The organism is Candidatus Villigracilis saccharophilus (genome assembly GCF_016711665.1).
Genome location: NZ_JADJSO010000040.1, coordinates 19,235 through 43,131 on the forward strand (window position 1 = coordinate 19,235; position 23,897 = coordinate 43,131).

The 23,897-nt window shown below is 49.9% G+C and carries 25 protein-coding genes; 2 read left to right on the forward strand and 23 right to left on the reverse strand.

What is annotated here, in order from left to right; genetic code table 11:
• Positions 1-3: 3 nt before the first annotated feature.
• The 8 genes from IPL17_RS13080 to IPL17_RS13115 all read right to left on the reverse strand — a co-directional run bounded on the left by IPL17_RS13080 (position 4) and on the right by IPL17_RS13115 (position 6,854).
• A complete protein-coding gene (locus tag IPL17_RS13080) occupies positions 4-762 on the reverse strand; it encodes an SDR family oxidoreductase (protein WP_345307527.1) in 759 nt (252 codons plus the stop codon).
• Positions 763-780: 18 nt separating this feature from the next.
• On the reverse strand, positions 781-1,731 hold the full coding sequence (locus tag IPL17_RS13085) for a phosphoglycerate dehydrogenase (RefSeq protein WP_345307528.1): 951 nt from the start codon (positions 1,729-1,731) through the stop codon (positions 781-783).
• Complete coding sequence (locus tag IPL17_RS13090) at positions 1,732-2,904, reverse strand: hypothetical protein (protein WP_345307529.1); 1,173 nt, start codon at positions 2,902-2,904, stop codon at positions 1,732-1,734.
• Positions 2,873-3,286, reverse strand: coding sequence for a hypothetical protein (locus IPL17_RS13095; RefSeq protein WP_345307530.1), 414 nt, complete (start codon positions 3,284-3,286; stop codon positions 2,873-2,875). Before IPL17_RS13095 ends, IPL17_RS13090 begins: the two co-directional genes overlap by 32 nt.
• On the reverse strand, positions 3,276-3,950 hold the full coding sequence (locus IPL17_RS13100) for an acylneuraminate cytidylyltransferase family protein (protein ID WP_345307531.1): 675 nt from the start codon (positions 3,948-3,950) through the stop codon (positions 3,276-3,278). Before IPL17_RS13100 ends, IPL17_RS13095 begins: the two co-directional genes overlap by 11 nt.
• Before the next feature lie 34 nt (positions 3,951-3,984).
• Positions 3,985-4,827: an N-acetyltransferase gene (locus IPL17_RS13105; RefSeq protein WP_345307532.1), complete on the reverse strand. Its 843-nt coding sequence runs from the start codon at positions 4,825-4,827 to the stop codon at positions 3,985-3,987.
• A gap of 238 nt (positions 4,828-5,065) precedes the next feature.
• The gene (locus IPL17_RS13110; protein WP_345307533.1) at positions 5,066-6,007 is read right to left on the reverse strand and encodes a glycosyltransferase family A protein; all 942 of its coding nucleotides are present in this window, start codon (positions 6,005-6,007) and stop codon (positions 5,066-5,068) included.
• Positions 5,997-6,854 carry a sulfotransferase domain-containing protein gene (locus IPL17_RS13115; RefSeq protein WP_345307534.1) on the reverse strand — a complete coding sequence of 286 codons (858 nt, stop codon included), beginning with the start codon at positions 6,852-6,854 and terminating at the stop codon, positions 5,997-5,999. The genes IPL17_RS13110 and IPL17_RS13115 overlap by 11 nt, the downstream gene beginning before the upstream one ends.
• Positions 6,855-6,951: 97 nt before the next feature.
• Here IPL17_RS13115 and IPL17_RS13120 point away from each other — a divergent pair, with 97 nt between their 5' ends.
• On the forward strand, positions 6,952-7,545 hold the full coding sequence (locus IPL17_RS13120) for a lysophospholipid acyltransferase family protein (RefSeq protein ID WP_345307535.1): 594 nt from the start codon (positions 6,952-6,954) through the stop codon (positions 7,543-7,545).
• A gap of 14 nt (positions 7,546-7,559) precedes the next feature.
• On the opposite strand, the gene IPL17_RS13125 is transcribed toward IPL17_RS13120, so the two are convergent.
• From IPL17_RS13125 to IPL17_RS13135, 3 genes are all read right to left on the reverse strand, one after another.
• The gene (locus IPL17_RS13125; protein ID WP_345307536.1) at positions 7,560-7,970 is read right to left on the reverse strand and encodes a hypothetical protein; all 411 of its coding nucleotides are present in this window, start codon (positions 7,968-7,970) and stop codon (positions 7,560-7,562) included.
• 64 nt (positions 7,971-8,034) lie between these two features.
• Positions 8,035-9,117: a hypothetical protein gene (locus tag IPL17_RS13130; protein WP_345307537.1), complete on the reverse strand. Its 1,083-nt coding sequence runs from the start codon at positions 9,115-9,117 to the stop codon at positions 8,035-8,037.
• 242 nt (positions 9,118-9,359) lie between these two features.
• Positions 9,360-10,994, reverse strand: a complete 1,635-nt coding sequence (locus IPL17_RS13135) for a hypothetical protein (protein WP_345307538.1) — start codon at positions 10,992-10,994, stop codon at positions 9,360-9,362.
• Between the two features lie 71 nt (positions 10,995-11,065).
• Here IPL17_RS13135 and IPL17_RS13140 point away from each other — a divergent pair, with 71 nt between their 5' ends.
• Positions 11,066-11,362, forward strand: coding sequence for an antibiotic biosynthesis monooxygenase (locus tag IPL17_RS13140; RefSeq protein ID WP_345307539.1), 297 nt, complete (start codon positions 11,066-11,068; stop codon positions 11,360-11,362).
• A 9-nt stretch (positions 11,363-11,371) separates the two neighbouring features.
• Here the strand turns inward: IPL17_RS13140 and IPL17_RS13145 are convergent, their stop codons facing one another.
• The 12 genes from IPL17_RS13145 to IPL17_RS13200 form a co-directional block, all read right to left on the reverse strand.
• Positions 11,372-12,226, reverse strand: a complete 855-nt coding sequence (locus IPL17_RS13145; protein WP_345307540.1) for a sulfotransferase domain-containing protein — start codon at positions 12,224-12,226, stop codon at positions 11,372-11,374.
• A gap of 41 nt (positions 12,227-12,267) precedes the next feature.
• Positions 12,268-13,149, reverse strand: coding sequence for an N-acetylneuraminate synthase family protein (locus IPL17_RS13150; RefSeq protein ID WP_345307541.1), 882 nt, complete (start codon positions 13,147-13,149; stop codon positions 12,268-12,270).
• 3 nt (positions 13,150-13,152) lie between these two features.
• Positions 13,153-14,385, reverse strand: a complete 1,233-nt coding sequence (locus IPL17_RS13155; protein ID WP_345307542.1) for an acylneuraminate cytidylyltransferase — start codon at positions 14,383-14,385, stop codon at positions 13,153-13,155.
• 31 nt (positions 14,386-14,416) lie between these two features.
• Positions 14,417-15,244 (reverse strand): SDR family oxidoreductase, encoded by an 828-nt coding sequence (locus IPL17_RS13160; RefSeq protein ID WP_345307543.1) that lies wholly within the window; start codon positions 15,242-15,244, stop codon positions 14,417-14,419.
• Positions 15,245-15,256: 12 nt separating this feature from the next.
• Positions 15,257-16,819 carry a phospholipid carrier-dependent glycosyltransferase gene (locus IPL17_RS13165; protein WP_345307544.1) on the reverse strand — a complete coding sequence of 521 codons (1,563 nt, stop codon included), beginning with the start codon at positions 16,817-16,819 and terminating at the stop codon, positions 15,257-15,259.
• An 85-nt stretch (positions 16,820-16,904) separates the two neighbouring features.
• Positions 16,905-18,632 (reverse strand): bifunctional sulfate adenylyltransferase/adenylylsulfate kinase, encoded by a 1,728-nt coding sequence (locus IPL17_RS13170; RefSeq protein ID WP_345307545.1) that lies wholly within the window; start codon positions 18,630-18,632, stop codon positions 16,905-16,907.
• A 126-nt stretch (positions 18,633-18,758) separates the two neighbouring features.
• Positions 18,759-19,790, reverse strand: coding sequence for a Gfo/Idh/MocA family oxidoreductase (locus IPL17_RS13175; RefSeq protein WP_345307546.1), 1,032 nt, complete (start codon positions 19,788-19,790; stop codon positions 18,759-18,761).
• 4 nt (positions 19,791-19,794) lie between these two features.
• A complete protein-coding gene (locus tag IPL17_RS13180; protein WP_345307547.1) occupies positions 19,795-20,823 on the reverse strand; it encodes a sulfotransferase in 1,029 nt (342 codons plus the stop codon).
• Between the two features lie 18 nt (positions 20,824-20,841).
• Complete coding sequence (locus IPL17_RS13185; protein WP_345307548.1) at positions 20,842-21,285, reverse strand: hypothetical protein; 444 nt, start codon at positions 21,283-21,285, stop codon at positions 20,842-20,844.
• A 66-nt stretch (positions 21,286-21,351) separates the two neighbouring features.
• Positions 21,352-22,527 carry a CDP-glycerol glycerophosphotransferase family protein gene (locus IPL17_RS13190; RefSeq protein ID WP_345307549.1) on the reverse strand — a complete coding sequence of 392 codons (1,176 nt, stop codon included), beginning with the start codon at positions 22,525-22,527 and terminating at the stop codon, positions 21,352-21,354.
• Complete coding sequence (locus IPL17_RS13195) at positions 22,449-22,814, reverse strand: hypothetical protein (RefSeq protein WP_345307550.1); 366 nt, start codon at positions 22,812-22,814, stop codon at positions 22,449-22,451. The genes IPL17_RS13190 and IPL17_RS13195 overlap by 79 nt, the downstream gene beginning before the upstream one ends.
• A 79-nt stretch (positions 22,815-22,893) precedes the next feature.
• Complete coding sequence (locus IPL17_RS13200; protein ID WP_345307551.1) at positions 22,894-23,847, reverse strand: glycosyltransferase family A protein; 954 nt, start codon at positions 23,845-23,847, stop codon at positions 22,894-22,896.
• Positions 23,848-23,897 lie beyond the last annotated feature (50 nt).

Below are 23,897 nucleotides of genomic sequence, written 5' to 3' on the forward strand. Positions count from 1 at the left end.
GAGTTACTCTGTGCTTAATCTTGCAGTCGCGCCGCCATCCACCACCAAGGCTTGTCCCGTCATAAAGGAGGATTGTTCATTGTCTGCAAGAAAATATATGGCATGCGCTATCTCGGCGGGCGTGCCGACCCGCCCGTTGACGGTCTTGCGCGCAAGGTTATCCAGACGTTCCTGCATGTCACTTCCGCCAAGGTGCCCGCGGCCAAGTCCCGCGCGAAGCATGGGGGTATCCACGGCGCCGGGCAGAACCGCATTGACGCGGATATTGTCTGCCGCAAATTCGATCGCCATGGCGCGTGTCAACGCCAGCATCCCGCCTTTGGAGGCGGCGTACGCGGCAATATTCGCGGAGGTCTGGACCGCGTGGACCGAGGAGATATTCACTACAGCGCCGCCTTTTATCTTTAGAAGCGGATACGCTAGTTTGGCAAATAAGAAAACAGAACGCAGATTGGACGCCATTACAGAATCCCATTCTTCAACTGTTGTATCCACAAGTGGTTTTGCAACCTGAACCGCGGCATTGTTAATCAGGGCATCCAGAGTTGGATGAAAATCCCTGGCTTCCTGAAAAATCTGTTCAACCGAATCAGGATGCGAAATATCAGCCTTAATGAAACGACCGTTTTTTGGAAAGTCATCCCCAAAATCAAAACGATCCACGCCGACCACACGCCAGCCTTTCTCAGAAAAGTGATGAATGCACGCGCGGCCAATCCCCCCGCCTGCGCCAGTAACCAATACAGTTTTTGATTCAGCCATGATCTTTTTCTTTCCTTTTTATTCTTCGTACTTTAGTCCAAGCCCTTCCACCAGATTCTTGATCGTATTCCAATGAATCCGCTCCCACGCCGTCGGGCTTGAATTGGAATTGTGCGGGGCAAGCATGACATGATCCATCTTTAGCAATGGACTGTCCAACGGCAGCGGCTCGAACTCAAAGACATCCAAAGCCGCGCCTCCAATTTGACCTGAACTGAGCGCGGCGACAAGGGCTGTTTCATCCACGATGGGTCCGCGTGCCGTGTTAATCAACACGGCTGATGATTTCATCCTCTCGAGTGTATTCGCATTGATCAGATGATGCGATGTTGGATTGAGATCGCAGTTGACTGAAATGAAATCGGAATCGGCAAGCAGCGATTCAAAATCGGTCATGTGAATGCCTGACTCTGAAATAAAGACATGATCAACTTCGACAATATCCGTGCCGAGGACTTTCATCCCAAAGGCGCGCGCACGGCGTGTGACCGCTTTGCCGATATTCCCAATCCCTATGATGCCCAAAGTACATTCGCTTAATGTTTTCCCGGGGATCTTTTCCCATTCACCGCGTTTCATCGCGGCGTCCATCCACGGGCCACGGCGGGCAAATGCGAGCATGTAACCGAGGACGGTATCCGCTACGGGGGTGGTGAAGGCATTCGGTGTTCGGCACAGTTTAATATCGAAACGGGAGCAGGCCGTGGCGTCGATCGAATCGACCCCCGTCCCCCACTTGGAGATCACCTTGAGGCGCGGAGAACAGGCTTCCAGTACGCGCGCTGAATAGCGGTCATCCCCGCAAACTGCGCCGTCAAATTGACCGGCATATTTCAGCAGGTCATCTTCTTCCATGCGTTCCTGCACATCCGGGACGATGAGATCAAGGTTATATTTCTTGAATACTGGCTTGAAACGTTCAAGGAATGGCAGCATATAAGGAGCGGTGAGAAGAACTGTGTAATTCATTTAGTGATCCGTAATATTGCAGGGGTATGGAACTTCACTGAAATCATAAAGATTGGGCACAGGCGAAAAATAACTGACATCTTCGAGAATATCATATTTTCCACCAAAGTAGGTGTTGAAGACAAGCCGGAAAATATTTACAGGCGAGATCGTTGAATAAATTTCATCCTTATGGCCCGGAAAATATATCGCTGTCATGTTCAAGAAGCGCTTTTCCTTTGGCTGCATCCACGGACCGTGATCACCCTGAATAATGATAATGGGCGGCACTTCGGAATTCGTAATGATCGTATCAATCGCATCGAGCATGGTTTTGTTTAAGTGCTGTAATTGGTCCACATAGCCTTTTTGATACAGGTCAGGTGTGTACAATCCCTTATCATTCCAAAAGTCAGGCGGATAAGTTGGGTTGCCTTCAGCATCAAAAACAAACGGCGGGTGCGGCGAGATCACATGGATATAAGAAAAAGTCGGCTTTTGATCTTTTGAAATCCCATCAATGCTGTTGAATATAAAATTAAATCGGTCCCGGAAGCCAACTCCCAAAAGGTAATCAGGATCCACCAATCCCAGATCCTGCGCATAGCGCGCCGCAGTGGTTCGCAGGAATAGTGCTTCAAATTCGGTCATCCCTGAAGAAATGGGCGGCGGGCTCAAGTAATGATCCGCATCGGTCAGATCGAGCCACGCGAACCCCGTCTCGAAGCCAACCGTTTCATAGCCCATGCTCTCAAAGTTATAGCGTACCGCGCTATGTGTCAACGAATCCCACAACACGCGGCGCGCAATGCTTTGGGGCGTAAAGGCTTCATCCAGTTCCTGCAAGTACTCCATATTAAGCGAAGAGGCGAGCGACAACTCTGTACGGACATAATTGCTCTGACTGCACTGCGCCACAAAGAACTCCCGTCGTTCCAACTCATTAATGAATTCACTGTTATCGAAACCATAGGCTTGCTTTAATAGATCGGCGCGCGTGTAAGAATCCAGAAGAAAGAAATACACATCCGGCGGATCGCCCGACCGCACCAGGTTTGAATCAATCGGTGCATTTTTCAAACCAAGAGCATGCGCGCCTCGCGGCCCGTCCCCGAAGCTGGTCTGCGCCAATGACATGATCAGCAGCGCCAGCGCGACCGTATTAAGAGTCGCCGCTGACGAAACGAAGGTCAACTTTGGGCGGGTTGTCCAAAAAAACCCCCAGAAAAAACAAAATGATCCAGCCCACTGCAAGCCAGATCGTGTAATTGGCATCGGGGAATTTCTGGTCAATATAAATATAAGCATGACCATAGGTAAAGAACAATGCCAACAAAAGTGTTGTGAGAAACGCAGCCTTGTGTATCTGCCTGCCGGGTGTGAACAACCAGACAATCAAGAATAAAAGCCCGCCAAACACAACCGATGCAACCATTGGGCGAACAACTACGCCAGGCTGGACTTGCCCGGTATTGGCAGACAATAAAGCCATCACGGGGTACGCGCTGATCGCAATGGGATACCAGGGTCTGGAAAACCAACTTGTAACTACCTTCTTTATATTTTTAAAATTCATTCTTTAGCTTTCTCTTCATTAAAAAATCTGTGATCTCAAAATCCAGTTCTTCATCAATATCCCAGGCTTCAGCTTTATCTATCTCGAACATGAAAGGTTTATCTCCAATACGATGGTGTTTCCTTTCAAGATTTTCACGGGTAAACAGATACAGGCAGGAATTCTCTTCATACACAGGCGGCAGATCCTGCGTCTGGATCAACACCGCGGGGTCGTGGTTGATGGCGCGTCCATCCTGGAAATACAATCGCGTTTGCAAGCGCGTCACAGAAAAAAGTGAATCGTATTTTGGGAACGCCTCGAAAAAGGTTTTGATTCCTTTTGAGATCGTCTCCGTCTTCAACAACGGATTCGTGGAATGGGTTTGAAGGTAAAAGTCCGCCTGCACCTGCGCCGTATCGTGCAGGAGAATATCGTTCATGGGCACATCGTCAGCGCGAAGATGCCCGGGGCGCTGGATCAGCCTTACAGCAGGAAAGAGGCGGCGCACTCCATCCATCACTGGCTCGGAGTCAGTATCCACCATCACCGTGTCAATTTCGGGCACGGCGAGCAGGGTCTCGATGATATGTTGAAAAAGAGGCTTGCCCGCTAACGGGCGATAATTTTTACCTGGGACGCGCTGGCTGTGGTGGCGCATGGGAACAAGGGCGGCAAGTTTCATTGCCCTATTTTATACCCATAACGGGCACTTCGTCTTACAACTTCAAAGACATCTGCCACTGCGAAAGCGTTTCGCGCGTCATGCCAACCTGTTCAAAGATGATGCTCATCTCTTCGGGAAAGACCGGTGAAACGTGCCAGACCTTATTTGGGAATCGCGCAAAAAGCGCGCGCATCAGGATTCCGCTCAAGCCTGCTCCGCTGGACCGGGCTTTTACCAACACGGACGAGATGGCCACGTCTGTAGTTTCGGGGTTGCTGACAAGACAATAGGCATCCTTTAAGCAAAAGGCGCGCGAAGGCGGCGTATGATGCGCGATGGTGGTACCAGAAAGCTGCCAGGGCAGGTCTTCAAGGCCGTGATACGATACCACCCGCGCCAATTCGCGAATATCGATTTCTTGTAATTCTTGATCCTTGCGCAAGGCGGCAGGAGCAATTTGCGAAGTATCCAGCCTGTACCCCACCAACCTGCGGATCTTTGTAAAGCCAAATTTCTCATACAATTTCACAGCGGCTGTATTTTGCTCGATGACTTCCAGAAGCATTTCTTTTTCACCACGTGACCCGGCCTCTTCGATAAGCTGCCGCATCGCCCATGTACCAGTGCCGCCATTCCGCGCAGTGGACACGAGCCCCATAGCGGCCAGGCGACTTGCCCAGCCGCGGCGGGCGATGAGCGCCAAGCCAGACGGCTGGTCATCTTTCATGATCACGCGGCTGGAAGCGAGATCTATACCGTCACGACGGAGCATGGCCAACAGGATGATGTCCGTGATATTGACGGGAACAAAATAGTCTTCAAAACTGCGCGTCATTAATTCCGCGAGTTGGGGAATGGTGAATTCGTTTGCGGGCTTGATGGAGAGGGATGACATGATAATTTTACAAAACCTTTTTATATACAGATTTGTGACTTCATAACCGACGGATTTATGCAAATTGTGCACCGTTTGAGCGGAATCAATCACATGCAATTTGAATCAAATCCGCGCGCTTTTTGTTCGATCAGGAGCATAGACTGCCAGCCATAGCCTCTTCTGTGAAATGCTTCATTATCAGACTGTGTTATTTAAAGTAATTTAGCCATGATTACGATACTATCGAAACACCTATCTATTTCTTTTCATATCGAATCGGCTCCACATTTCGCTTCTTTGCCTCTTTTTTCTTTCGTTCTCGCGCATAATAAAAAGTTTCACGCAATTGCGGTGTGATGAGACTGGTTTCTCGATGCCCCATGCGGGTTCCATGAAACTGCATATAACGGAACCAGAAAATGGATGAAATATTTTTAAACAGCACACCTTCGCGCGCCGCGTGCCATAGGTCACTCAAAACATTGGTCGTTGTCAATCGGAGAAAATCGTAGAAGCTAAAATTCGCCTCGGGATATATCCTGCGCAAGGCCATGGCTTCGCGACGATAACGATTGTATACCCCGCGCGGCGTTTCATTGTGAACATGAACGATCTCCGCTTCGGCGACATAGGCTATGGCATGTCCCTGCTCCTGAGCCCGCTTTGCCCAATCCAAATCCTCCAGACCGGTCAGCGTTTCATCATACGGATTTTGCTCCCACAAACTTTTTCGAATGGCGGCGTTGGCATTATTGCAAAAAGCGGTTACCTGTTTCACCTTGCCTATATCGGGATACCATTGATGAAAGATCTGCTGCTCAGAAAACCTGGCGAATTCTGGTCCGCGCTGTTTGCCGTAGGTTAATGCGATCGTGTCGTCTTGAAATGGACGAAGCAAGGTTTCCAGCCAATCGGGATAAACAGGATAGATATGCGCGCTGGCGATGACAACGAATTCGCGTTTCGCTTCCCCCACCCCATAGTTTAGCGAGCGCCCAAAAGTAAATTCTTCGGGACGAATGTTCACAATCCGCGCGCCAAAGGATTCGGCGATCGAAATGGTTGAGTCGGTTGACCCGGAGTCCACCAGAACTACATCAACATCTTTGACCGTCTGTTGGTTTATTCCCTCAAGCAAACGTCCTACGTGTTTTTCTTCGTTATAAGCGCGGATAACGATGGAACAGCTACCAGTCATTATTCTTTTCATACCCCAGCTTGACCAACAGGTCTCCAGCAACATTCTTGAATATCTGTTTGTGTTCGTCAGTGAAATACTTTCTCCATTCGCCAGTCTTGCCTGAGCGGAAGGTCGGGGACTTTTTCGGGTTGATTGAGGTCTCGAGGGAATTCAGGATCAATTGTCGGGGCGTGTGAAGCGGAGCGCGGGCGAGGAAATGCTCCATGATGCGGGTCAATACAGAGGTGCGATCCAGGATCAAATCCTCAAAATGAATCGCCAGTACTTCAGGCTGATCGAGCCATCCCAAATATGGAGCGAAGCGCCCGGCGATATTCAAGAATTCAATATTCGCATCAGGTCTGCCGAGAATGCTGGCACTAAGCCGCGAATTGAAATCAGGAAGCGATTGATAATAATTATGATGGACATGGCGCGCCTCCATATCGGTGACGTAAAAAACATGCGAGACGACCACGTCGCGCGGGTCGCGGAAAATAAAATAGGGAACAAATTTTGACGAGCAAATCTGGGCAACAGCTTCAGGCCGCGCAAAGAGATGGGCTGATGCAATATCACATGGACGCAGAGAATCAAGCCAGGCAAGGGCTTGTTCGGGGTTGTGTTTTACTCCGCTTTCACCCTGATATTCAGCATAAAAAGAATGAATGCGTTTGGAAAACGGCGCGACATTTGAAAAGCCAAGCAAAATCTGGTCAAGCAGGTGGGTACCGCTTTTGGGAAAGGATATGCCAATCAGAATCGGCCAATCGTTTTGCGGCTTGGGGATCGAAGCAAAACGGGCAAGCTGGGTAAGTTTTTCGGTTTGATAGACGATCGAGCGGATGGCTGATTTCAATCTCATATGGTTATTTAACCACAGATTTTCACAGGTTGAAACAAAATGAAAAATCCGAGAGACGGAAATGATATTTCAGGGTTATATATTCGAGGACAAAAACTTGAAAAACACCATCTTTACCACCCCTATTATCAGCCCATTTTTACGATTAATCGCCAATTCAATCCTCCGCACGACTGGCTGGAGGATTGAAGGGCAATTGCCAGATATTCCAAAATTTATTTTGGTCGGCGCGCCGCACACCTCGAACTGGGACTTTTTATTATTTCTGGGCGCGATCTTTCATCTTAAGGCAAATGTCAAATTCATGGGCAAAGCAGAGCTGTTCCGCAACCCGTTTGGATGGTTCTTTTACTGGTGCGGGGGGATTCCAGTGGACCGAAAAAAATCGCAGGGACTGGTTGAACAAATGGTGGATGCGTGCAACCGATCAGACAAGTTCATTTTGACCATTGCCCCAGAAGGCACCCGCCATCACGTCACCGAATGGAAACGCGGTTTTTATCATATTGCCAAGAATGCGGAGATTCCAATGGTGATGGCAATCGTTGACGGAAAGAAAAAGGCCCTCCGTGTTGGACAAGTATTTAACCTCACAGATAATATGGAAGAAGATATAAAAGCAGTGCAGGGATTTTTCTCGGGGATGACGGGGATCAATCCAAGGAAAAAATATATTACATTGAAGGATTGATTGGTCGGAAACAGCTAGGGCGGCGGGATATTACGACAATAAAGATTGATATACCACCCGCTTATGCGAATGGGGCAAAAGTGGTATTCCTCGTGAAATTGCGGAGAATTCCAAATTTCAGCGATGGATTTATATTGAAGCGCCCAATCATCCACTCCGGATAAGGGCTCATAAGTCAATCTGTCAACTATGAGTATATAAGTTGGCATGAGCTGAAGAATGTATAAACCATCCCCCTTGTCATGTCCCGGCCGCCACGAGGATTTTATATATTCCTGCGAAAAGGGTTCGTGAGCGATGGTTGGGTCCACAAGGCCGACCATGTCATATACAGTCATTCCAGAATAATACCCAATTGCCCCAATAGGTACCAAGGCGATCGAGTCCCCGGGCTGGGCAATATCGCGCAGTGATCTGCCAATCATTACGAACTCTGGTGTTGAAACGATCTCTCTCGGCTTGTTCGCCTTTGCTGTTGGGAAAGGTCTATCAGCATAATTTTTTACAATTGGTTTTTCGAGATACCACACGGTAAAAGAGATCAAGAGCAATCCAGAAAATAAGGATCATGCGGTACAAGCGGGAGATACGATCTGCCAATTGCGAAATCCCCAGTCCAACCAGAACAAACAGAATCGGGAATATTGGAGTAAGGAAACGGCCCTTCAGCATATAATCGCCGCCGTTCATGGCCACGATCAGCCAGGAAGACAAGAGTATGATCAACAAATATGTTTTTTCGAGAAAGTACGAACCCTTCCGCAATGTTGCAAGAAAAACCAACCCTAGCAAGCCGGATGGGATAAAAGTCTCAATCAAATTGGTCCACAAGTAAGCCGCGCCAGCACTGATCTGGATCAGACCGCCGCCTGTTTTTGCATAATATGTGTTTGGAAAGGGGTAGCCGAAGTATGACCATTTCCATAAGAAGACCGGCGAATAAATGATCAGGAATGATCCGACCAACATGAAAATTGGGCGGTAATTTTTTGTTCCAGACAAATAGATGGTAATTAATTCAAACGCAACTGTCACTCCAAAGATAGCCAAACACTCCGGGCGGATAAAGGAAGTGACTGCAAACGCCAGCCCCACAAAATACGGCGGTACTGCGCCGGTCCGATACAAAATATAGAGAAACACGCACAGGACAAGCGCAAAGGCATACAGTGTTACCTCCAGGCCTGTGTTGGCCCAAATCATGAGCCGAGCAGAGAGACCAAGCATAATAACGGCTGTCAAATTCTCAAGCAAATGGTCTTGATTTATTGTTTGGAGGAGAACAAACGTGGTTGCGATCGCAAGCACGGCAAAAATCGCGCAAGTATAAGCGAGAGTCCAAATCGGCTGCACCCCGAGCTTTTCAATCGCAGCGATCATCAAAAGATAAATAAATGAGGTCGATCCCTCCACAGGTTGTTCGCCTTGATTCCAGACGATGCCCCAGCCGTTGACAAGATTGTGCGCAAAGCGGAGATGGATATAGGTATCGTCTGCGTACGTGGAGAAATTACCGGTTGGATTTAACCGGCTCGCATTCAAAAAATAAAGCGCAGATACCACAATCAACATTAAGAACAAAACAATCGCCCAACGGCGATCAGTTTTGTGCAAATTGAGATACGAAGAAAAAACCGACATGTATATTCCTAAATTTTGTAAAGCGGGACGATGTAGTGTTAGTATATGTCTACACCACGCTCAGCCACTCCAAAGACATTATACCGTGTAGAAAATGGGCTGCTATTTTGTTCATACAATCTCGAACAGGGAACCCAAAGGCACGTTAATGGTTTCAGGAAAGAATTGGCAGATTACTCTCCCAACATAAAATCCCCGTCCGCCAGCACCCCATCCATAATCACCTTGATCGAATCAGCCGATACCAGCTCGTTCAATCCAAATGACCTCAACCTGGTCTGCGTGGTTCTCACGGATGGCTCAAGGAATTTCCCAAACGGCAGGGATGTTCTGAATAACTGGTAATACAAAAACCTGCGCGCATTGCGTTTGAACTCAAGCGGAACAACGATCACGTTCACAGCCAAAAATTCCTTCATTTTGCCGCGTACTTCTTCGATCGTGTGCGGAAAGAACACCGTGGGATATTGTGTAAATCTCGCCCTGCCCGCGCATAACACCGCCGCGCCCATGATGGACGCCTCGAGCCCAATCGTCGAGTTATAGACCATCACGAACTTGGATCTTAGAATCAACTCATACGAACTGAGCGATTCCTTCGGGCTGACAAAAACAACATTCGATTCTTTGTCCACACCGCGGCTTGCCACCCAACCCTCGACAGTTTCGCGGCTGGCTTTGCGAACGCGGGTTTCATCAGGATGTGCGCGGATGACGAACAAGGTTTCTGGGTGTAAACGAATTTCCTCCAGCACCAGATCCAGCCAATCGAACATATCCTCAAAGACCGTGTTGGCATGCGGCTGGCTGGTATCGAAGATGACGTTGGTAAAGATGGGCACGATCTGCCTGAAGTCCGCCGCCTTTTTTAAGAACGTCTCGTCGAGTCCCTTCATGTCCGCCCAGAATTTAATGCCTGCCATTGTGAAGTCACCCTGGAAACGCTTTGCAAGATACGCATCCAACTTCGCATTCTGTTCATCATTCATCTCGAACGACTCGGGAATTGTGATCGGGTATGCAGTCGCTTCTCCTTCGGTGAAGTACGCGGTCGCAGGCTGCAAGCCAACTTCATGGGTGATGACGCGCAGTCCGCGCTTTTGGGCGACATACCGCGCGGTCGCTTCGGGGAAGAATTGGCCGTTGAAAACAAGAACCGCCCGAGGCTGAGCCTGAGTGAGCAGCGCGTCAAATTTCTGCGCCACATTCCACGCCGATAAAATATATTCCCGAAACAGATAACGAGTCGATTCATCATCATTCAGATGGTGGACTCTCAAGACCCATCTCAGCCCGGGCAGACACAACGCTCCGAGCGGAACTCCATCCCATTCAAAACGCATCATCTCTTCGACAGGGAGCCTGGTCAATGCCTCAACGAGTCTGTCATCACGCTGATAGTTGAACCAGCTAGTGCTGGAAGTTTGAATGATTGAACGGTTGAACATTGCAACGTTTTTATACAGAACCTTCGACTGCATGACGCACGACTTACACGGCATTTCCTTATGAGGATCATCGCGGTTTGTACCGAGCACACATTTACTCAAACCAGAGTCGCACGCAAAATAAACCACAGGGATTCCCTGTAATCGAAATGCCCATGATGCCAGCAAATGAAATCCGCTGTTCCATGATAGATCATCAATGCCAGTGGATGCCTTAAAGAATACAACAGGCGCGCCATTTGGCGGCGGCTCTTTGCGGGCCACCTTGCGCGCCACAGATGAGATCTTAAGATTATTGAGCCTGCGGACAAGTCCGCGCTTGATGCGCTGGGTATAAAAGTCTTTTATGCCAGAAATCATTATCAAATCACCTAAAACACATAGAGAAGTAACTTATTGTATACTGAGATTACCAAAACATGGAGGATATTATGTACACATTAACTGTCACAGCACATGTACTTGAAAACAAAATTGAAATTTTTCTTCAAAAAACTCTGGAGTGTGCTCTTGCCACGCGAAGAGAAAATGGAAATGTGCGGTACGATATTTTGCAAAATGAAGATGACATATCCTGCTTTGTAATCCATGAAGTCTATCGCACAAAGGAAGACTTTTTGCATCACCGGGAAACACCCCATTCTATAAAATGGAAAACGGAAATCGAATCCATCATGACAAAACCACGGGAAAGGGTCCGTTGTCACAGTATTTATTTCAGTGACTAAGCGGAAAACTTACCAATCATTATTCTTTTCGTACCCCAGCCTCACAAGCAAATCGCCTGCCACGTCCTTGAATAGCTTCTTGTGCTCCTCTGTGAAATACTGCTTCCATCCACCTGTTTTCCCCGATCGGAAGGTATGACTCTTCTTCGGCTGGATGGCATCCACTAAAACAGGCAGCGCCTTTTCACGCGGAGTTGGGATCTTATAACCGGTCTTCTCTACTTCATCCAGCATTGCGTTCAACGTGACATCGCGGTTATTGATCAATTCTTCAAAGCGAATGCACATTCCATCCTTCTGTTCCAGCCATTGAAAGACGCCATCATATCTCTGTTTCACGCTGACCATTTTCAACCCGTCTTTATCAATGCCGGTAATTGCAACATTTAATCTCGCGTCAAAATCAGGGAGCGCATTGTAGTAATCGTGCATTCCATGTTCACCGTGCATGTCAGTCGCGAAGAAAACCTGCGAAACGAGCATATCCCTCGGATCACGATAAATAAAATAGTTGACGCGGCCTGGCTGGCATAAAACCGCCACATTCTCAGTCGAAGCCTCGACATAACCCCAGCCAATCACACCAGACGGGACAGCACGTAAACTGGCTGCAATACTGTCCGCTGTCCACCGTTCACCGTCTTTTTTGATCGTCCGTACAGGATCCGCATCCACATACTTATATGGCATGATCTGCGTAAAGCCGTTCAGGACTTGTAATAATAAATGCGAGCCGCTCTTCGGTTTGGAGTTTCCAAAGACGGGCGGCGCATCATTAAAAGAAAACCGCTTCCATCGCAGGATGGCTTGAGCGGTCTTGCCCAGCGGGCGGAGCGTGCGGCGAAGTTTTTGAGTAAATCCCATAATTAACCGTAGGGGCGCAGCAATGCTGCGCCCCTACAAAATTATTCGTTTACAACGCGGCGCAGTTTCTTCATGGAACCCTTTTCAGATTCATACACCTTCTTCACGCCATCACCGAGACCAGCTTCAGTGACACGGATATATTTCACCAGACGTTCAAAACCGCCTGGCTCAACAGACGCGGCCTGATCACTGCCCCACATGGCGCGATCCAACGTAATATGACGTTCAACAGAGGTCGCACCAAGAGCGATCGCCACCGCGGAAGGCACCAGCCCGACTTCGTGACCTGAATAGCCGATGGGATTATTCGGGAATTCCTTGCGCAGGGTTTCGATCATTCGGAGATTCAGCTCATCAGGCTCGCATGGATAAGTGCTGGTGCAGTGCATGATAACAAGGTTGTCTTCGCCAACCGCATCCACCCCTTTATGAATTTGTTCCATCGTGGACATGCCCGTGGAAATAATAATAGGCTTGCCCGTCTTGCGGACATACTTTAAAAGATTGTGATCGGTCAACGATGCAGACGGAACTTTATACGCGGGAGTATCAAACTTTTGCATGAAATCAACCGAAGGCTCATCCCACACCGAGACCATCCAATCGATTTTCTTTTCCTTGCAATGACGGTCAATCTCACGATACTGCTCTTCGTTGAACTCAACTTTATAACGATAATCCAAATACGAGATGTAGCCCCACGGCGTCTCACGCATTTGTTTTTGCTGATCTAGCGGCGTACAAACCTCGGGAGTTCGCTTCTGGAATTTCACCGCATCCGCGCCAGCGTGAGCAGCGGCGTCAATAATTTTCTTGGCGATATCAAGATCGCCGTTGTGATTAATTCCCACTTCAGCGATCACATACGCAGGATGACCATCACCCATCATTCGGTTTCCAAATTTAATTTCACGAGCCATTTTTTAATTCTCCTTTTGAGATAATTGCTTCAAAACAATTTCACATAATTCACGGATCGCACCGTGACCGCCGGTCGTTGTCAACACATGATCAGCCGCGCGGATCACTTCAGGATACGCATCCGCGACCGCCACAGACCAGCCCGCGATCTCAAAACAGGGAAGGTCATTCAGGTCATTGCCAACATAGATGACGTTCTCCGCTTTGACATTTTTCTGCTCGAGGACTTCCCGCATCACACGCCCCTTGTTCTGCATTCCCACATTGTGAATTGCCTCCACCCCCATCTTTTTCGCGCGCGCCATCACAACTGGATTCGGTTCCGAGGAGAGGATCATCACCTCAACACCCAACTCATGCAATTTCTTAATGTGCATACTATCACTACGGGAAGCCGTGACTGATTCTTTTCCATCCTGATCTGTGATGACAAGGTTATCTGTCACCACGCCGTCAAAATCACAGATGATCATTTGGATGGCATCAGGTATCGCGCGGCGCGGTTTGCCCGGCGAGATCATTTCCAAGCCGCTATAGACCAATGCTTCATACTTTGCCCAATCAGGCAGGGTATCAATGTCCACCGTGTATTTCGGGTCGATCAATAATGGATAGATGACATCACCGGTCAACGATTTCTTGTTGACGATGGTAGAAACACGGATCGCATCAATGTGACCTGTCTGCCAGTAAACAGGAGGCAGGATCTGCCTCGGCGCATTATACGGCTCGGCAATCCCCGGTACTTCAAGCAATGGATTCAATGGCTTGCCTTCGCCATTGAAACGCCACATTTTGAATGGGTTTTGCCCGGCAGGCACCACACCGCGTACACAATCCGCATCTTCATGATTCAACAGGATACGAATGGCATCATCCACCATTGTTTGGGGACGAATGGGAGATGTTGGGCGCAATTGTACAACTATATCAGGGTGATATCCTTCAACCTCTTCCAGCCACTTGAGCGCGTGTTCAAAGACGGGCAGGTCGGTGGTCTTATCCTGGGCAAATTCAGCAGGACGCAGGAAGGGAGTCTCTGCACCCCATTCGCGCGCAACCGCAGCGATCTCTTCATCATCGGTCGAGACAATGACACGGGTCACCAACTGAGATTGTTTGGCGGCGGCAATGCTCCACGCGATCAGCGGATAGCCTGCAAAACTGCGGATATTTTTGCGAGGAATTCCTTTGGAACCGCCACGCGCGGGGATAAGGGCAAGGATTTCGGTCATTCATTCTCCGTAGGGGCGCAGTGCTGCGCCACTACCAGGCAGTCCATCCGCCATCGACAATGACGTTATTACCTGTCATATAAGAAGAGGCATCGGAGGCGAGGAATAACAACGCGCCGTTCATTTCATCCTTCTTGGCCATGCGGCCGAGGATGGTTTTGGCGGAATAATTCTTGACGAAATATTCTTCGTGATTGTTAAACACGCCGCCGGGAGTGAGCGCATTCACGCGGATCTCGGTCTCGGCATAATAAGCGGCGAGGTATTTGGTAAATCCCATCACGCCGGCTTTGGTGGTGGTGTAGTAAACGGGTTTGAATGCCACGCGTTTGCCGTCTTTGATATAGATGCGTTGGTCGGGACCGTTCAGTCCATAGGTCGAGCAAATGTTGATGATACTGCCCTTTTTGCCCTGTACGATCATTTGTTTTACACAAGCCTGAGTGACAAGGAAAATACCCGTTAGATTTACATTCAATGCAGCATTCCACTGTTCAAGCGGATAATCTTCGAAGGCGCCGGGGGCAATCCCTTTGGAGGCGGCCTCGGGGTCGAATTTCGGGTCGAGGGCGGCGCTGTTGACGAGGATGTCAAGGCGGCCGAATTGCTTCGTCGTCTCAGCGACCAGCTCGCGGGTCGATTCGATGCGGGTGACATCGAGCGGGAAAGCGATCGCAGAGTAGCCGGATTCGGTTAGGCGGGCGGCTGTCTGGGTGGCAAGTTCCATATTCAGATCGGCCGCGACAACAGCCGCGCCTGCCTCGGCAAGCGATTTGCAAAACTCAAATCCCAATTGTCCGCCGCCGCCTGTGACAACGGCCACGCGATCCTTCAAGTTGAATTTATCCAGAACGGTCATGATGTGCTCCTCTTATGGAAAGGCTGTATAGATTTTATCGCCATGCGTGTTGTGCGCAAGATATAAGCCATCGGCGAGTTGTATATAAATGGATTGGACATCCTCTTCTTCCGAACCAAACTTGAAGAGGGCGAGCGCGGCGTCACCCGAAAGCACGTCTTCTTGAAGCGCGTCCACACCTTCAACATATCCTTCGCGCGGCAGGTCAGTGACCGGGTCTACGAGATCGGGCAGGACATAACTGGGGCGATCCGTATAAAGGTAAACAGGGCCGGGCTGATTGGTATAGATGCGTGTTCCCTCGGGGAGCGTGTCCAGGAAATCCATGGCCTGCGAATCATACCATTGGAAGGAGGCATAGCCCTGACCGCCTTTGTGGAGTTTTGCCGCGAGACCTGCTATGTCGTTAAAGGAAAGTGCAAGAATAATAAATGTTGAAATAATAACAATACTGCGCCAAATCATTGCGCGTCTCTGCCACAGCCAATATCCAAGAAAAACAAGCAGGATGATCAGTGAGACATATACCGGCGCCAGGATACGGAGTTTAAATTTGGTGCTGGCATCGAACAACAGCATCGAAGAGACGATCGAGGCGAGATACCCAAAGATATACAGTCCGCTGGTGAAGGATAAAATTTCTGGTCGTTCGGCAGCAGGATCAAGAAATTTCTTCAATCCTTTATACAACAACCAAACCAGCAAAACCAATGCGATCAATGATAATAAGGTAACAAAGAAGTTGGGGATTTTTATAAGCGCACGCCGCCAGGTTTCAACAGGAATGAAAAATTCGGAGAAATTAAATATTGCGGTATTGATGTTTTCAATTGTGAGCGGATGCCAGATCAATGTGCGGTTGGTGGCGTTGTCCGCGACAAGTTTATTGCGGATGCTCCAGCCCAGCAGGAACGGAAGAGCGCTGAAAATAAAAATCCCGGCGCTGGTCAGTTTTTGCTTCCAGGTATCCTGCAGCAGGATCAGCGCAACCAGGAATGTGGCAATTAATGCAAGACCGGCATAACGCGTAAGATATGCAAACGCCACAAAAATACCCGTTAATACCAGCCAGGAGTTTTGTTTCGTATTAAAGTATTGGAAAAATACAAGGAATGAGGCAAGACTGAAAAAAATATAGAGCGGTTCGCTCATCGCAACAGCATGAGCATTGAGAAATGAAGCATTGACTGCAAATAACAAGGCCAGCACCACACCCGCACTTTGTGATTTGGTCATGCGCCAGCCGAGAATTCCAAGCAAAAACGCATTTCCGCCAAACAGCAGGGAATTGACAAAGCGCGTGCCGCGCAGTGGATCAAGTCCGCTGAGGCCGATCAATGCAAGGATGGATGAGAACGCGGGGGGAAAGTGCGTAACGGGTTGGTTGGACGCCAGCCAGGCTTCACGATAGCCCTGTCCGCTGAGGATGCTGCGCGCGCCGGCAATGTACGCAATCGAGTCGTCTGAAAGCCCGAGTCCCTGCGGTGTGCTGTAAAGAACAGCCCACACTGCGATCACAGCGATCAAGCTGAGTACTGCAAGGAAAAGAAAATGGGATTTCAAAAAGTGTTTCATTTAAATAAAGCGTAGAGACGCCCCTCGCTCAAGTCCCTCTCCCATCGGGAGAGAAACTTCGGAAGCGTCTCTACGTGAGGATCAATTACGCCTGTTTGGCGATATAACCTTGTTCTTCAAGATATGAAATAACGATATGCGCATTTTCTTCTGCTGATGCGCCAAATCCCTTAAGTGTGATCGCGGGCTCGATCGGCTGTTCGTAGGGATCATCCACGCCGGTGAATCCCATCGGTTTGCCATCGATCATCGCCTGACGCGCTTTGGCATACAAACCCTTCACATCGCGTTGTTCGCAGACTTCAACGGGAGTGTCCATGTAAACTTCGATAAAGTTCTCGCCGACCATCTTGCGGGCCTCAGCGCGTGTGGCGCGGTAGGGACTGATGGCCGCGCAAATGACTGCGCCGCCCGCGTGGACGATCTCACCGGCTACAAAGCCGATGCGGATGATATTGGTGTCACGGTCTTCCTTGCTGAAGCCAAGTCCCTTGGAGAGGTGCGTGCGGACAACATCGCCGTCGAGAATGGCGATCTCGCGTCCACGCTCAAGCAATAAAGTGGTCACAACTTCGGTGGTCGCGCTCTTGCCTGATCCGCTCAAACCGGTGAACCAGATGCAGAATCCCTGCTTGTGACGGGGAGGATACATCTCGCGCAGAATCTCGGCGGTCTCAGGGCGGGTGAACCATTCAGGGAGCAGCTTGCCCTTGGCAAGGTAATCATCGCGGACTTGTGTGCCGGAGATATTTGCCACCTTCGCGCCCTTGGGAACATCCTTCTCTTCGACATAGCGATCTTCATCGGGAAGATAGACCAGCATCTCGAACGGAACCATCTTGACGCCGAGTTCAGCTTCGTACTTCTGCATGAGTTCCTGCGCATCATACGGGCCGTAGAATGGTTTGCCCGACGAATCATTGCCCGGCCCCGCATGATCGCGGCCAACAATAAAGTGATTGGCGCCATGGTTACGGCGGATGATGGCGTGAAGCAAAGCTTCTTTCGGGCCGGCCATGCGCATCGCCAGCGGAAGCAGGCTGAGCATGGTGTCTTTCTTATCGTAGTAGTTATCGACCAATGCCTTGTATGTGCGGACGCGGGTGTAATGATCCACGTCACCGGGTTTGGTCATGCCAACCACAGGATGTACGATCAACGAGCCTTTGACTTCCGCAGCGGCGCGTTTGGTCAGTTCTTCATGGATGCGGTGCAGGGGATTGCGGGTCTGGAATGCGACCACGTTGTCGTGTCCCATCTCTTCGAGCATGGCACGCACCTGAGCAGGAGTGTGGCGTAAATTCACAAAATCATAATACTTGGGAAGATTTACAACTTTCAATGGACCAGAGATACAGACTTTGTTCCAGCGTGCCATCTCAGAAACCATCGGGTGCTTGGAATCGGTTGAGCCGTAAGCGTGAGCGGCTTCAGCCTCAGCATCCCAGTGGTAGACCTCATCAAGTGTGATGACCGCGATCAGATCGAAATTTGCGCTGCGCAAGGCCAGTTCTTCGCCTACTGTCGGCAGTTCTTTCGGATCAGCTGTCAGGGTGATGGGAAGCGGGAAGAGAGTTCCATCCGCGAGACGCATTTCCTTGAGCACGCGGTCATAATCAGCCTTGCCCATGAAGGTCGTCAACGGAGAAAATCCGCCGGTGGCGATCAACTCAAGGTCGCACATGTTGCGCATGGTGATCTTGATGGAAGGCAGTTTCCCGGCGCGGGCGAGCAGCTCTTCACGCTCCTTGCCTTCAACAACCAGATTGACCAGTTTGCCGCCATAGGGGGGAATTAATTTTGCTTTTGTCATTTTCACTCCAATATTGTTATGAAGCAACGATCCGTTCTGTACAATCGTTACTGCTAATTTTCAGACAAGCGAAAATTATACTCCAAAATTCAGTCAATGAATTTTGGATTTAAAATTCAGGAAAAACTAGAGATGCGCCAATTGCCCCGTTTTTTGCGACTCGTGCACAGCAGAGATCAACTTCATGACGCGCACGCCATCCTCCAGAGTACAGGCTGGTTCGGCTTCACCGCGTACCACCGCGACGAAATGCTTCATCTGTTCGAGGAACATCACATTGCGTTCCCAATTTTCAGGAAGCGGATACGCTTCCCACTCCCCGCCGGCCTTGATCTCCCTGCCCGTTGAAATCGACAGCGATTCGGCTGAAGCGCGATAGATACGGGTCGCGCCATCTGAAAGATCCCACTTGATAGTGCCTTTCGTGCCAATGATCTCAAAACGATGCGCGGGCGGCTGCTGGTTGAAATCCAAATGCAGATTTCCCAGCGCCCCGCTTTCAAAACGCAGCCCGATCTCGGCTGTATCTTCGACATCCACTTCCAGATCACTTAACTTACCGGTGAAACCCCAGGCGGATCTAACTTTCCCAACCAGCCACGGGAGATAGTCCAATGAGTGACACTGCGTCAGCACCACGCCGCCGCCCATATCTGCGCGCGCCGCGTAGCCCTGGCGGTAATCCTCCCACGGATGCCAGGCGGGCAGGTATTCTCCAAAATGCACATGCGCGGAAATGATCCGCCCAATTTCGCCGTCAGAGATCAACTGCTTTGCGCGCATCAGCCCGGGGTGAAAGCGGAATTGGAAAGCGACCAACACTTTTGACCCGCTTTTCTTCACCGCAGATTCGAGTTGCCCCAGCCTTTCAGTTGAATTTGAAATCGGCTTTTCAAGCAAAATAGCACAACCTGCTTCCGCGGCAGGGATGGCAATATCCAAATGTATGGATGTCGGATTCCCCACGATCACAGCATCAGGTTTGTGTTTCTTGAGCGCTTCGTGAAAATCGGTTTCAACGGGAAAGCCCGCAAGCTCATCATCGGGCATGGTCGCTTTGCGCGTGCGGAAAAGGACAATATCCTTTTCACCCAACGCGATCAAATTCCGCATGTGACGGCGTCCGATGGAACCCAGACCTGCAATTAAATATTTCATTATTTCACCAATTCAAATCCTTCTCATAATTCCATTTGATCAGCATCTCCCCCGCGACTTCCTTGAAGACGGCTTTATCTTTTTCTGTGAACAAGCGCGACCAGTTACCGGCATGTCCTTTCGGGAGGAAGGACGCGATGCCTTCATTCCTTTTGGCCTGCCACTCCTCATCGGGATTGGATGACATTTCAGCTTTGATCTTCTCCCCAAGCGCCGCATCGACACTTTTCACGCCGAGGAAGTTCCACAATTTGCTCATTTCATTAAAAGGAGTTTGCAACAGGTCTTCGTAGCGCATACCGAAATAATGATCACCGAATAACCTGCGGCCTTCATCTTCGGTTTCTTTAAGATTTGCGACCCAGCCTTTTGCCACGCGGCGGATGAAGGCCTCGGTGAATATCGAACGGCGGCCATCTGTAAACGGAGCAGGATCAACTTTCAGGTCGGCAATAATGCGCTGATCTTCCGCAGTCAGGAACTTGGATTCCTCCACAAAATTTCGGAAGCGTTCCGAGATCAACACATCGCGTCCATCGCGGACGATGTACACCAGTTTTGCATCAGGATAGACCGCATGCATATCACGGACTGCCTGCCCGTGGATCGTGGAAGAGGGGCTCTTGTCGCCGACGATATTTTTTCCTTCGCGGGCGGCATCACGCTCCAGTATAAAATCGGCAGACGCGCGCAGTACCAGCGCAGACAGATCCCCGCCCTGATTCCAACGATTGGATTTGCGAGTCAGCCATTCTTCCGCTTCGGGCGTGTTGACCAGTGACTTGAGCAGCGGCTGGCGTGTGAAAAAATGCGCCTGATAATTGCAATGTACTTCGGGATGCAGGCGCGCCAGACGGGTCAGCAGGGTCGTCCCGGAACGGGCATGACCGAAGATAAAGAACTTCTCGCGCGAAAAGAATTGCTTGATCTCGGCGACTTCCTCAAGCGTTATGGCGGGAATGGGATTGCGTTTATTCTTTCTTGGATCGCCCTTGAGCAGGATACGGGCGGCGGACCTTAAGCGGGAAAGCATGATGAGTGTGTCTCCAAACTATCGTTTCCAATTCAACATGACCAACCCCGCGAGGCAGACAAAAATCCCTGCAATGTTGACCCATGAGATTTTATCCTTAAAAAGAAAAATCGCCACAGGCAGCAGGATCAGCGAGGCGACCACATTCGTCAGCACTGCAGCGATGCCCAAATTCCAGCCAGAGCGGTAAACAAGCAGGAAACCAAACTCGATTCCGACGATGGCAACGGCAAGTCCAATGCTGGCCCAGTTGAGTTGTTTGAGTTCTGCCGTGATTCCATTTTTGGCGGGGAAGAAGAAAAAGGTAAGAAGGGTCACGGCAAAAGCAACGGCGTACGTCACTAAAAGGGATACAGTGAAATTCACATTCGATGGCGTGCTCTTGGCGACGAAATGATAGAGCGCACTGGAGCAAATGGCGAGAGTGATCGAGAAGTAAAAGAGGAACATGGGTTTATTCATTTTTACCACGACGCCACGAAGGAGCACAAATGTTTTTTTTTTGCCGCGAAGCACAAAGGGTTTTTCTTAGCGCTCTTCGCGACCTGTTTTCTCCAACACTTTCAAAATAAATTCTGCCGTTCGTCTACCTGATGTTCCATCTGTAAATGTGATTTCATCTTCGATAAATTTTCTGCGTTCGGGATAATCAAGGGACGGATTTTTCAGGTAGGCATTCAACATGGAACGCAGCTCTTTATCTGTTGCTGCTACCCGCCCCGCCCTGGCATCGCAAAAACGTTTGTGCGTGGGCCAGTTGCCGATCTCTTTCAGCGACAGCGAGAACTTCTTCGGCTTGTTCCATCCACCGGGAGTGTCAATCGTTGCTGCGATCATTGGCGTGTCATGGACAGCCGTCTCGACCAGCATGGTCGAATAGACGGTCACCACCACATCCGAATACGCCATCATGGATGACTTCTCGTCCATGTCCTCGCCGCCGTAGTAGCCGAGCGAGCCGCCCAATGCCACAGGCTGGACAACATGCACATGCGGATATTTTTTCTCCAATTCAAAGACCTGCGCGCGTTCGTCTGCAAAGATCTTCGGCTTGTCTTGAAAATGACTGGGATGCAAACGGATCAACAACTGTGAAGGTTCGGCCAGTGAATCGGACGAGACCAGTTTTGCCAGCGCTTCGATGTTCGGGAAGTTCGGCGCAAAATGAACAAAACTGCTGGCGTATGAAATTAACTTGCGCTGCGGGTCAAGCCCGTGCAGTTTGAAATATTCGTCACGCGGCATGAGCCATTGCTTGCGGAAATATCCGTCATACGAAGGGATACCGCCCACGTGCACATGCTCGGGATCCCAATCGGAGCCTTTGACGAGCTCTTCTTTTTGCAATTCTGACCAACAGGTCGCCCACTGCACATCCGCGCCTGAGATGTTGTACGAGGATGAATTATCCCAGCCGACAATGACGGTCATGTTCGGGATTCCGCGGCGGGCGGATTCACGCAGGAGGTAACGGTCCATACGCCAGCCGGGGGTTGAGGCGATGACCATGTCGGGTTGGTACTTTTTGAATAGGTCAGAGTACAGACCCGGGCTAGGCGTGAAGCGGTTCTGCATCCGCACCAAAAGTTTGCGGGCGAAGGAAAAATTCCGCAGAAGCAGGATCATCAGCGCGGAGGGAATCCAAATACCAAAACGGAATTTCCAGCCGTTCTCGGCCCAAACTTCCCAGATGTGGCTGTCCATGGCTTCAGTGTTGATGCGGCGCGAGCCGCCCACGCGGCGCAGGTAGCCGAGCAGCCACTGCCAGCGCGGGCTGACTTTTTTGCGTAGTCATTGGCTTGCTTGAGGCGCAAGCCTTCGAAGGTGAGGCCGTGACGAGTGAAACGTGATGCGATCTTTTCTTTGGTGTCATCGTCGGTGAGGACGACGATCTCAACGCCCGCAGCAAGCAGAGTCGGGACGACGTCGCTTTGCAGGAAGTAGATGATTGCCATGCCGTGGTCGGCGGAGATGAAGATACGTTTGGTCATGAAACCTTTGAACCGCCAAGCCCGCGAAGACCGCAAAGTTTCTTTTCTTTGCGAACTTTGCAGTCTTCGTGTTTAGTTTTTAAGAGTAATACCAACTGAAGATCTTGTTATACACCGCCAACAAAATCTTCTTGATAAAACCAATTTCCAATATACGCTTGCCGAAACTCACTCTCTTTTTACTCGTTACTCGTCCCTTCCCCAACTCCCCGCGCAAATATCCCAGCGTATTGGACATATTCATCGCCAGCGGATCAGAGACCATCAGGCGCAGCAAACCCGCATCGTTCATGCGCTTGTCCAACTGGCGGACTTGTCCCATGGGCTTGTCCATGTCAAAGGGCAGGAATTGCTGCAGGGTGGATTTATAGGCCGTGAACTGCCAATGCGACGCGCCTGCGAGCGCGGTCACGCCTTTGTATTGGATACGCCAATCTTTTGTCTCGGCATATACTTTTTTGTTCTCTTCTTCGGTTTGGCCAAGTGAGAGGTTAAATTCAAGGAAGGTTTGCCACGGAATGAATTGACCTTCATCAAGCGTGGCATTATCCTTCGCCCACTTCAAAGTCCCTTCGTAAAACTCAGGCGGCGTGCGGAACGGACGCGCGGTCACCATGCCGACATTCGGGAAGGTTTCGAGAATCTCCACAGAACGCGAAAGCCAGTTCGGGGAGAACAAAACATCCGCATCGGTGTAGGCGATGATCTCGCCCGGCGCGCCTGTCAGCATCACATTCCACGCGCCGCCCTTGCCCATATTTTTTTCAGAGAGGATCAAATATTGGATCCGTCCCTCTTCTTTTTCTTTTACGAGGAAGTCGCGCACTTCAGGGCAGGAGCCGTTATCGAAAACCATCAAGTCAAACGGCAGCCCCGCATCTTTGCGCATGGATTCGAGCGAGACCTTCAGCACTTCCAATGTCTCTGCATAGAATCCACTCAGGAATGGGATGTAATTTAATAACGCAACTGTGATCCGCTCGGGGTGGGCGACATCTTTGACGAACTTGGCGGGGTTTTGGCCTTTTCTCATATCGGTTCCATGGTTGAACGTTGAAAGGTTGAAGGTTCAAAACTTTCCAA

Excerpts from the sequence above, each read along its gene's own strand:
- IPL17_RS13155 (WP_345307542.1), bottom strand. The coding sequence starts at position 14,385 with ATGACCGAAATCCTTGCCCTTATCCCCGCGCGTGGCGGTTCCAAAGGA.
- IPL17_RS13110 (WP_345307533.1), bottom strand. The coding sequence starts at position 6,007 with ATGACTGGTAGCTGTTCCATCGTTATCCGCGCTTATAACGAAGAAAAA.
- IPL17_RS13160 (WP_345307543.1), bottom strand. The coding sequence starts at position 15,244 with ATGACCGTTCTGGATAAATTCAACTTGAAGGATCGCGTGGCCGTTGTC.
- IPL17_RS13195 (WP_345307550.1), bottom strand. The coding sequence starts at position 22,814 with ATGACCAAACGTATCTTCATCTCCGCCGACCACGGCATGGCAATCATC.
- IPL17_RS13140 (WP_345307539.1), top strand. The coding sequence starts at position 11,066 with ATGTACACATTAACTGTCACAGCACATGTACTTGAAAACAAAATTGAA.
- IPL17_RS13150 (WP_345307541.1), bottom strand. The coding sequence starts at position 13,149 with ATGGCTCGTGAAATTAAATTTGGAAACCGAATGATGGGTGATGGTCAT.
- IPL17_RS13115 (WP_345307534.1), bottom strand. The coding sequence starts at position 6,854 with ATGAGATTGAAATCAGCCATCCGCTCGATCGTCTATCAAACCGAAAAA.
- IPL17_RS13175 (WP_345307546.1), bottom strand. The coding sequence starts at position 19,790 with ATGAAATATTTAATTGCAGGTCTGGGTTCCATCGGACGCCGTCACATG.
- IPL17_RS13180 (WP_345307547.1), bottom strand. The coding sequence starts at position 20,823 with ATGCTTTCCCGCTTAAGGTCCGCCGCCCGTATCCTGCTCAAGGGCGAT.
- IPL17_RS13145 (WP_345307540.1), bottom strand. The coding sequence starts at position 12,226 with ATGGGATTTACTCAAAAACTTCGCCGCACGCTCCGCCCGCTGGGCAAG.
- IPL17_RS13135 (WP_345307538.1), bottom strand. The coding sequence starts at position 10,994 with ATGATTTCTGGCATAAAAGACTTTTATACCCAGCGCATCAAGCGCGGA.
- IPL17_RS13200 (WP_345307551.1), bottom strand. The coding sequence starts at position 23,847 with ATGAGAAAAGGCCAAAACCCCGCCAAGTTCGTCAAAGATGTCGCCCAC.
- IPL17_RS13185 (WP_345307548.1), bottom strand. The coding sequence starts at position 21,285 with ATGAATAAACCCATGTTCCTCTTTTACTTCTCGATCACTCTCGCCATT.
- IPL17_RS13080 (WP_345307527.1), bottom strand. The coding sequence starts at position 762 with ATGGCTGAATCAAAAACTGTATTGGTTACTGGCGCAGGCGGGGGGATT.
- IPL17_RS13105 (WP_345307532.1), bottom strand. The coding sequence starts at position 4,827 with ATGTCATCCCTCTCCATCAAGCCCGCAAACGAATTCACCATTCCCCAA.
- IPL17_RS13170 (WP_345307545.1), bottom strand. The coding sequence starts at position 18,632 with ATGACAAAAGCAAAATTAATTCCCCCCTATGGCGGCAAACTGGTCAAT.
- IPL17_RS13100 (WP_345307531.1), bottom strand. The coding sequence starts at position 3,950 with ATGAAACTTGCCGCCCTTGTTCCCATGCGCCACCACAGCCAGCGCGTC.
- IPL17_RS13165 (WP_345307544.1), bottom strand. The coding sequence starts at position 16,819 with ATGAAACACTTTTTGAAATCCCATTTTCTTTTCCTTGCAGTACTCAGC.
- IPL17_RS13190 (WP_345307549.1), bottom strand. The coding sequence starts at position 22,527 with ATGGACAGCCACATCTGGGAAGTTTGGGCCGAGAACGGCTGGAAATTC.
- IPL17_RS13125 (WP_345307536.1), bottom strand. The coding sequence starts at position 7,970 with ATGATTGGCAGATCACTGCGCGATATTGCCCAGCCCGGGGACTCGATC.
- IPL17_RS13085 (WP_345307528.1), bottom strand. The coding sequence starts at position 1,731 with ATGAATTACACAGTTCTTCTCACCGCTCCTTATATGCTGCCATTCCTT.
- IPL17_RS13095 (WP_345307530.1), bottom strand. The coding sequence starts at position 3,286 with ATGAATTTTAAAAATATAAAGAAGGTAGTTACAAGTTGGTTTTCCAGA.
- IPL17_RS13130 (WP_345307537.1), bottom strand. The coding sequence starts at position 9,117 with ATGTTGATTGTGGTATCTGCGCTTTATTTTTTGAATGCGAGCCGGTTA.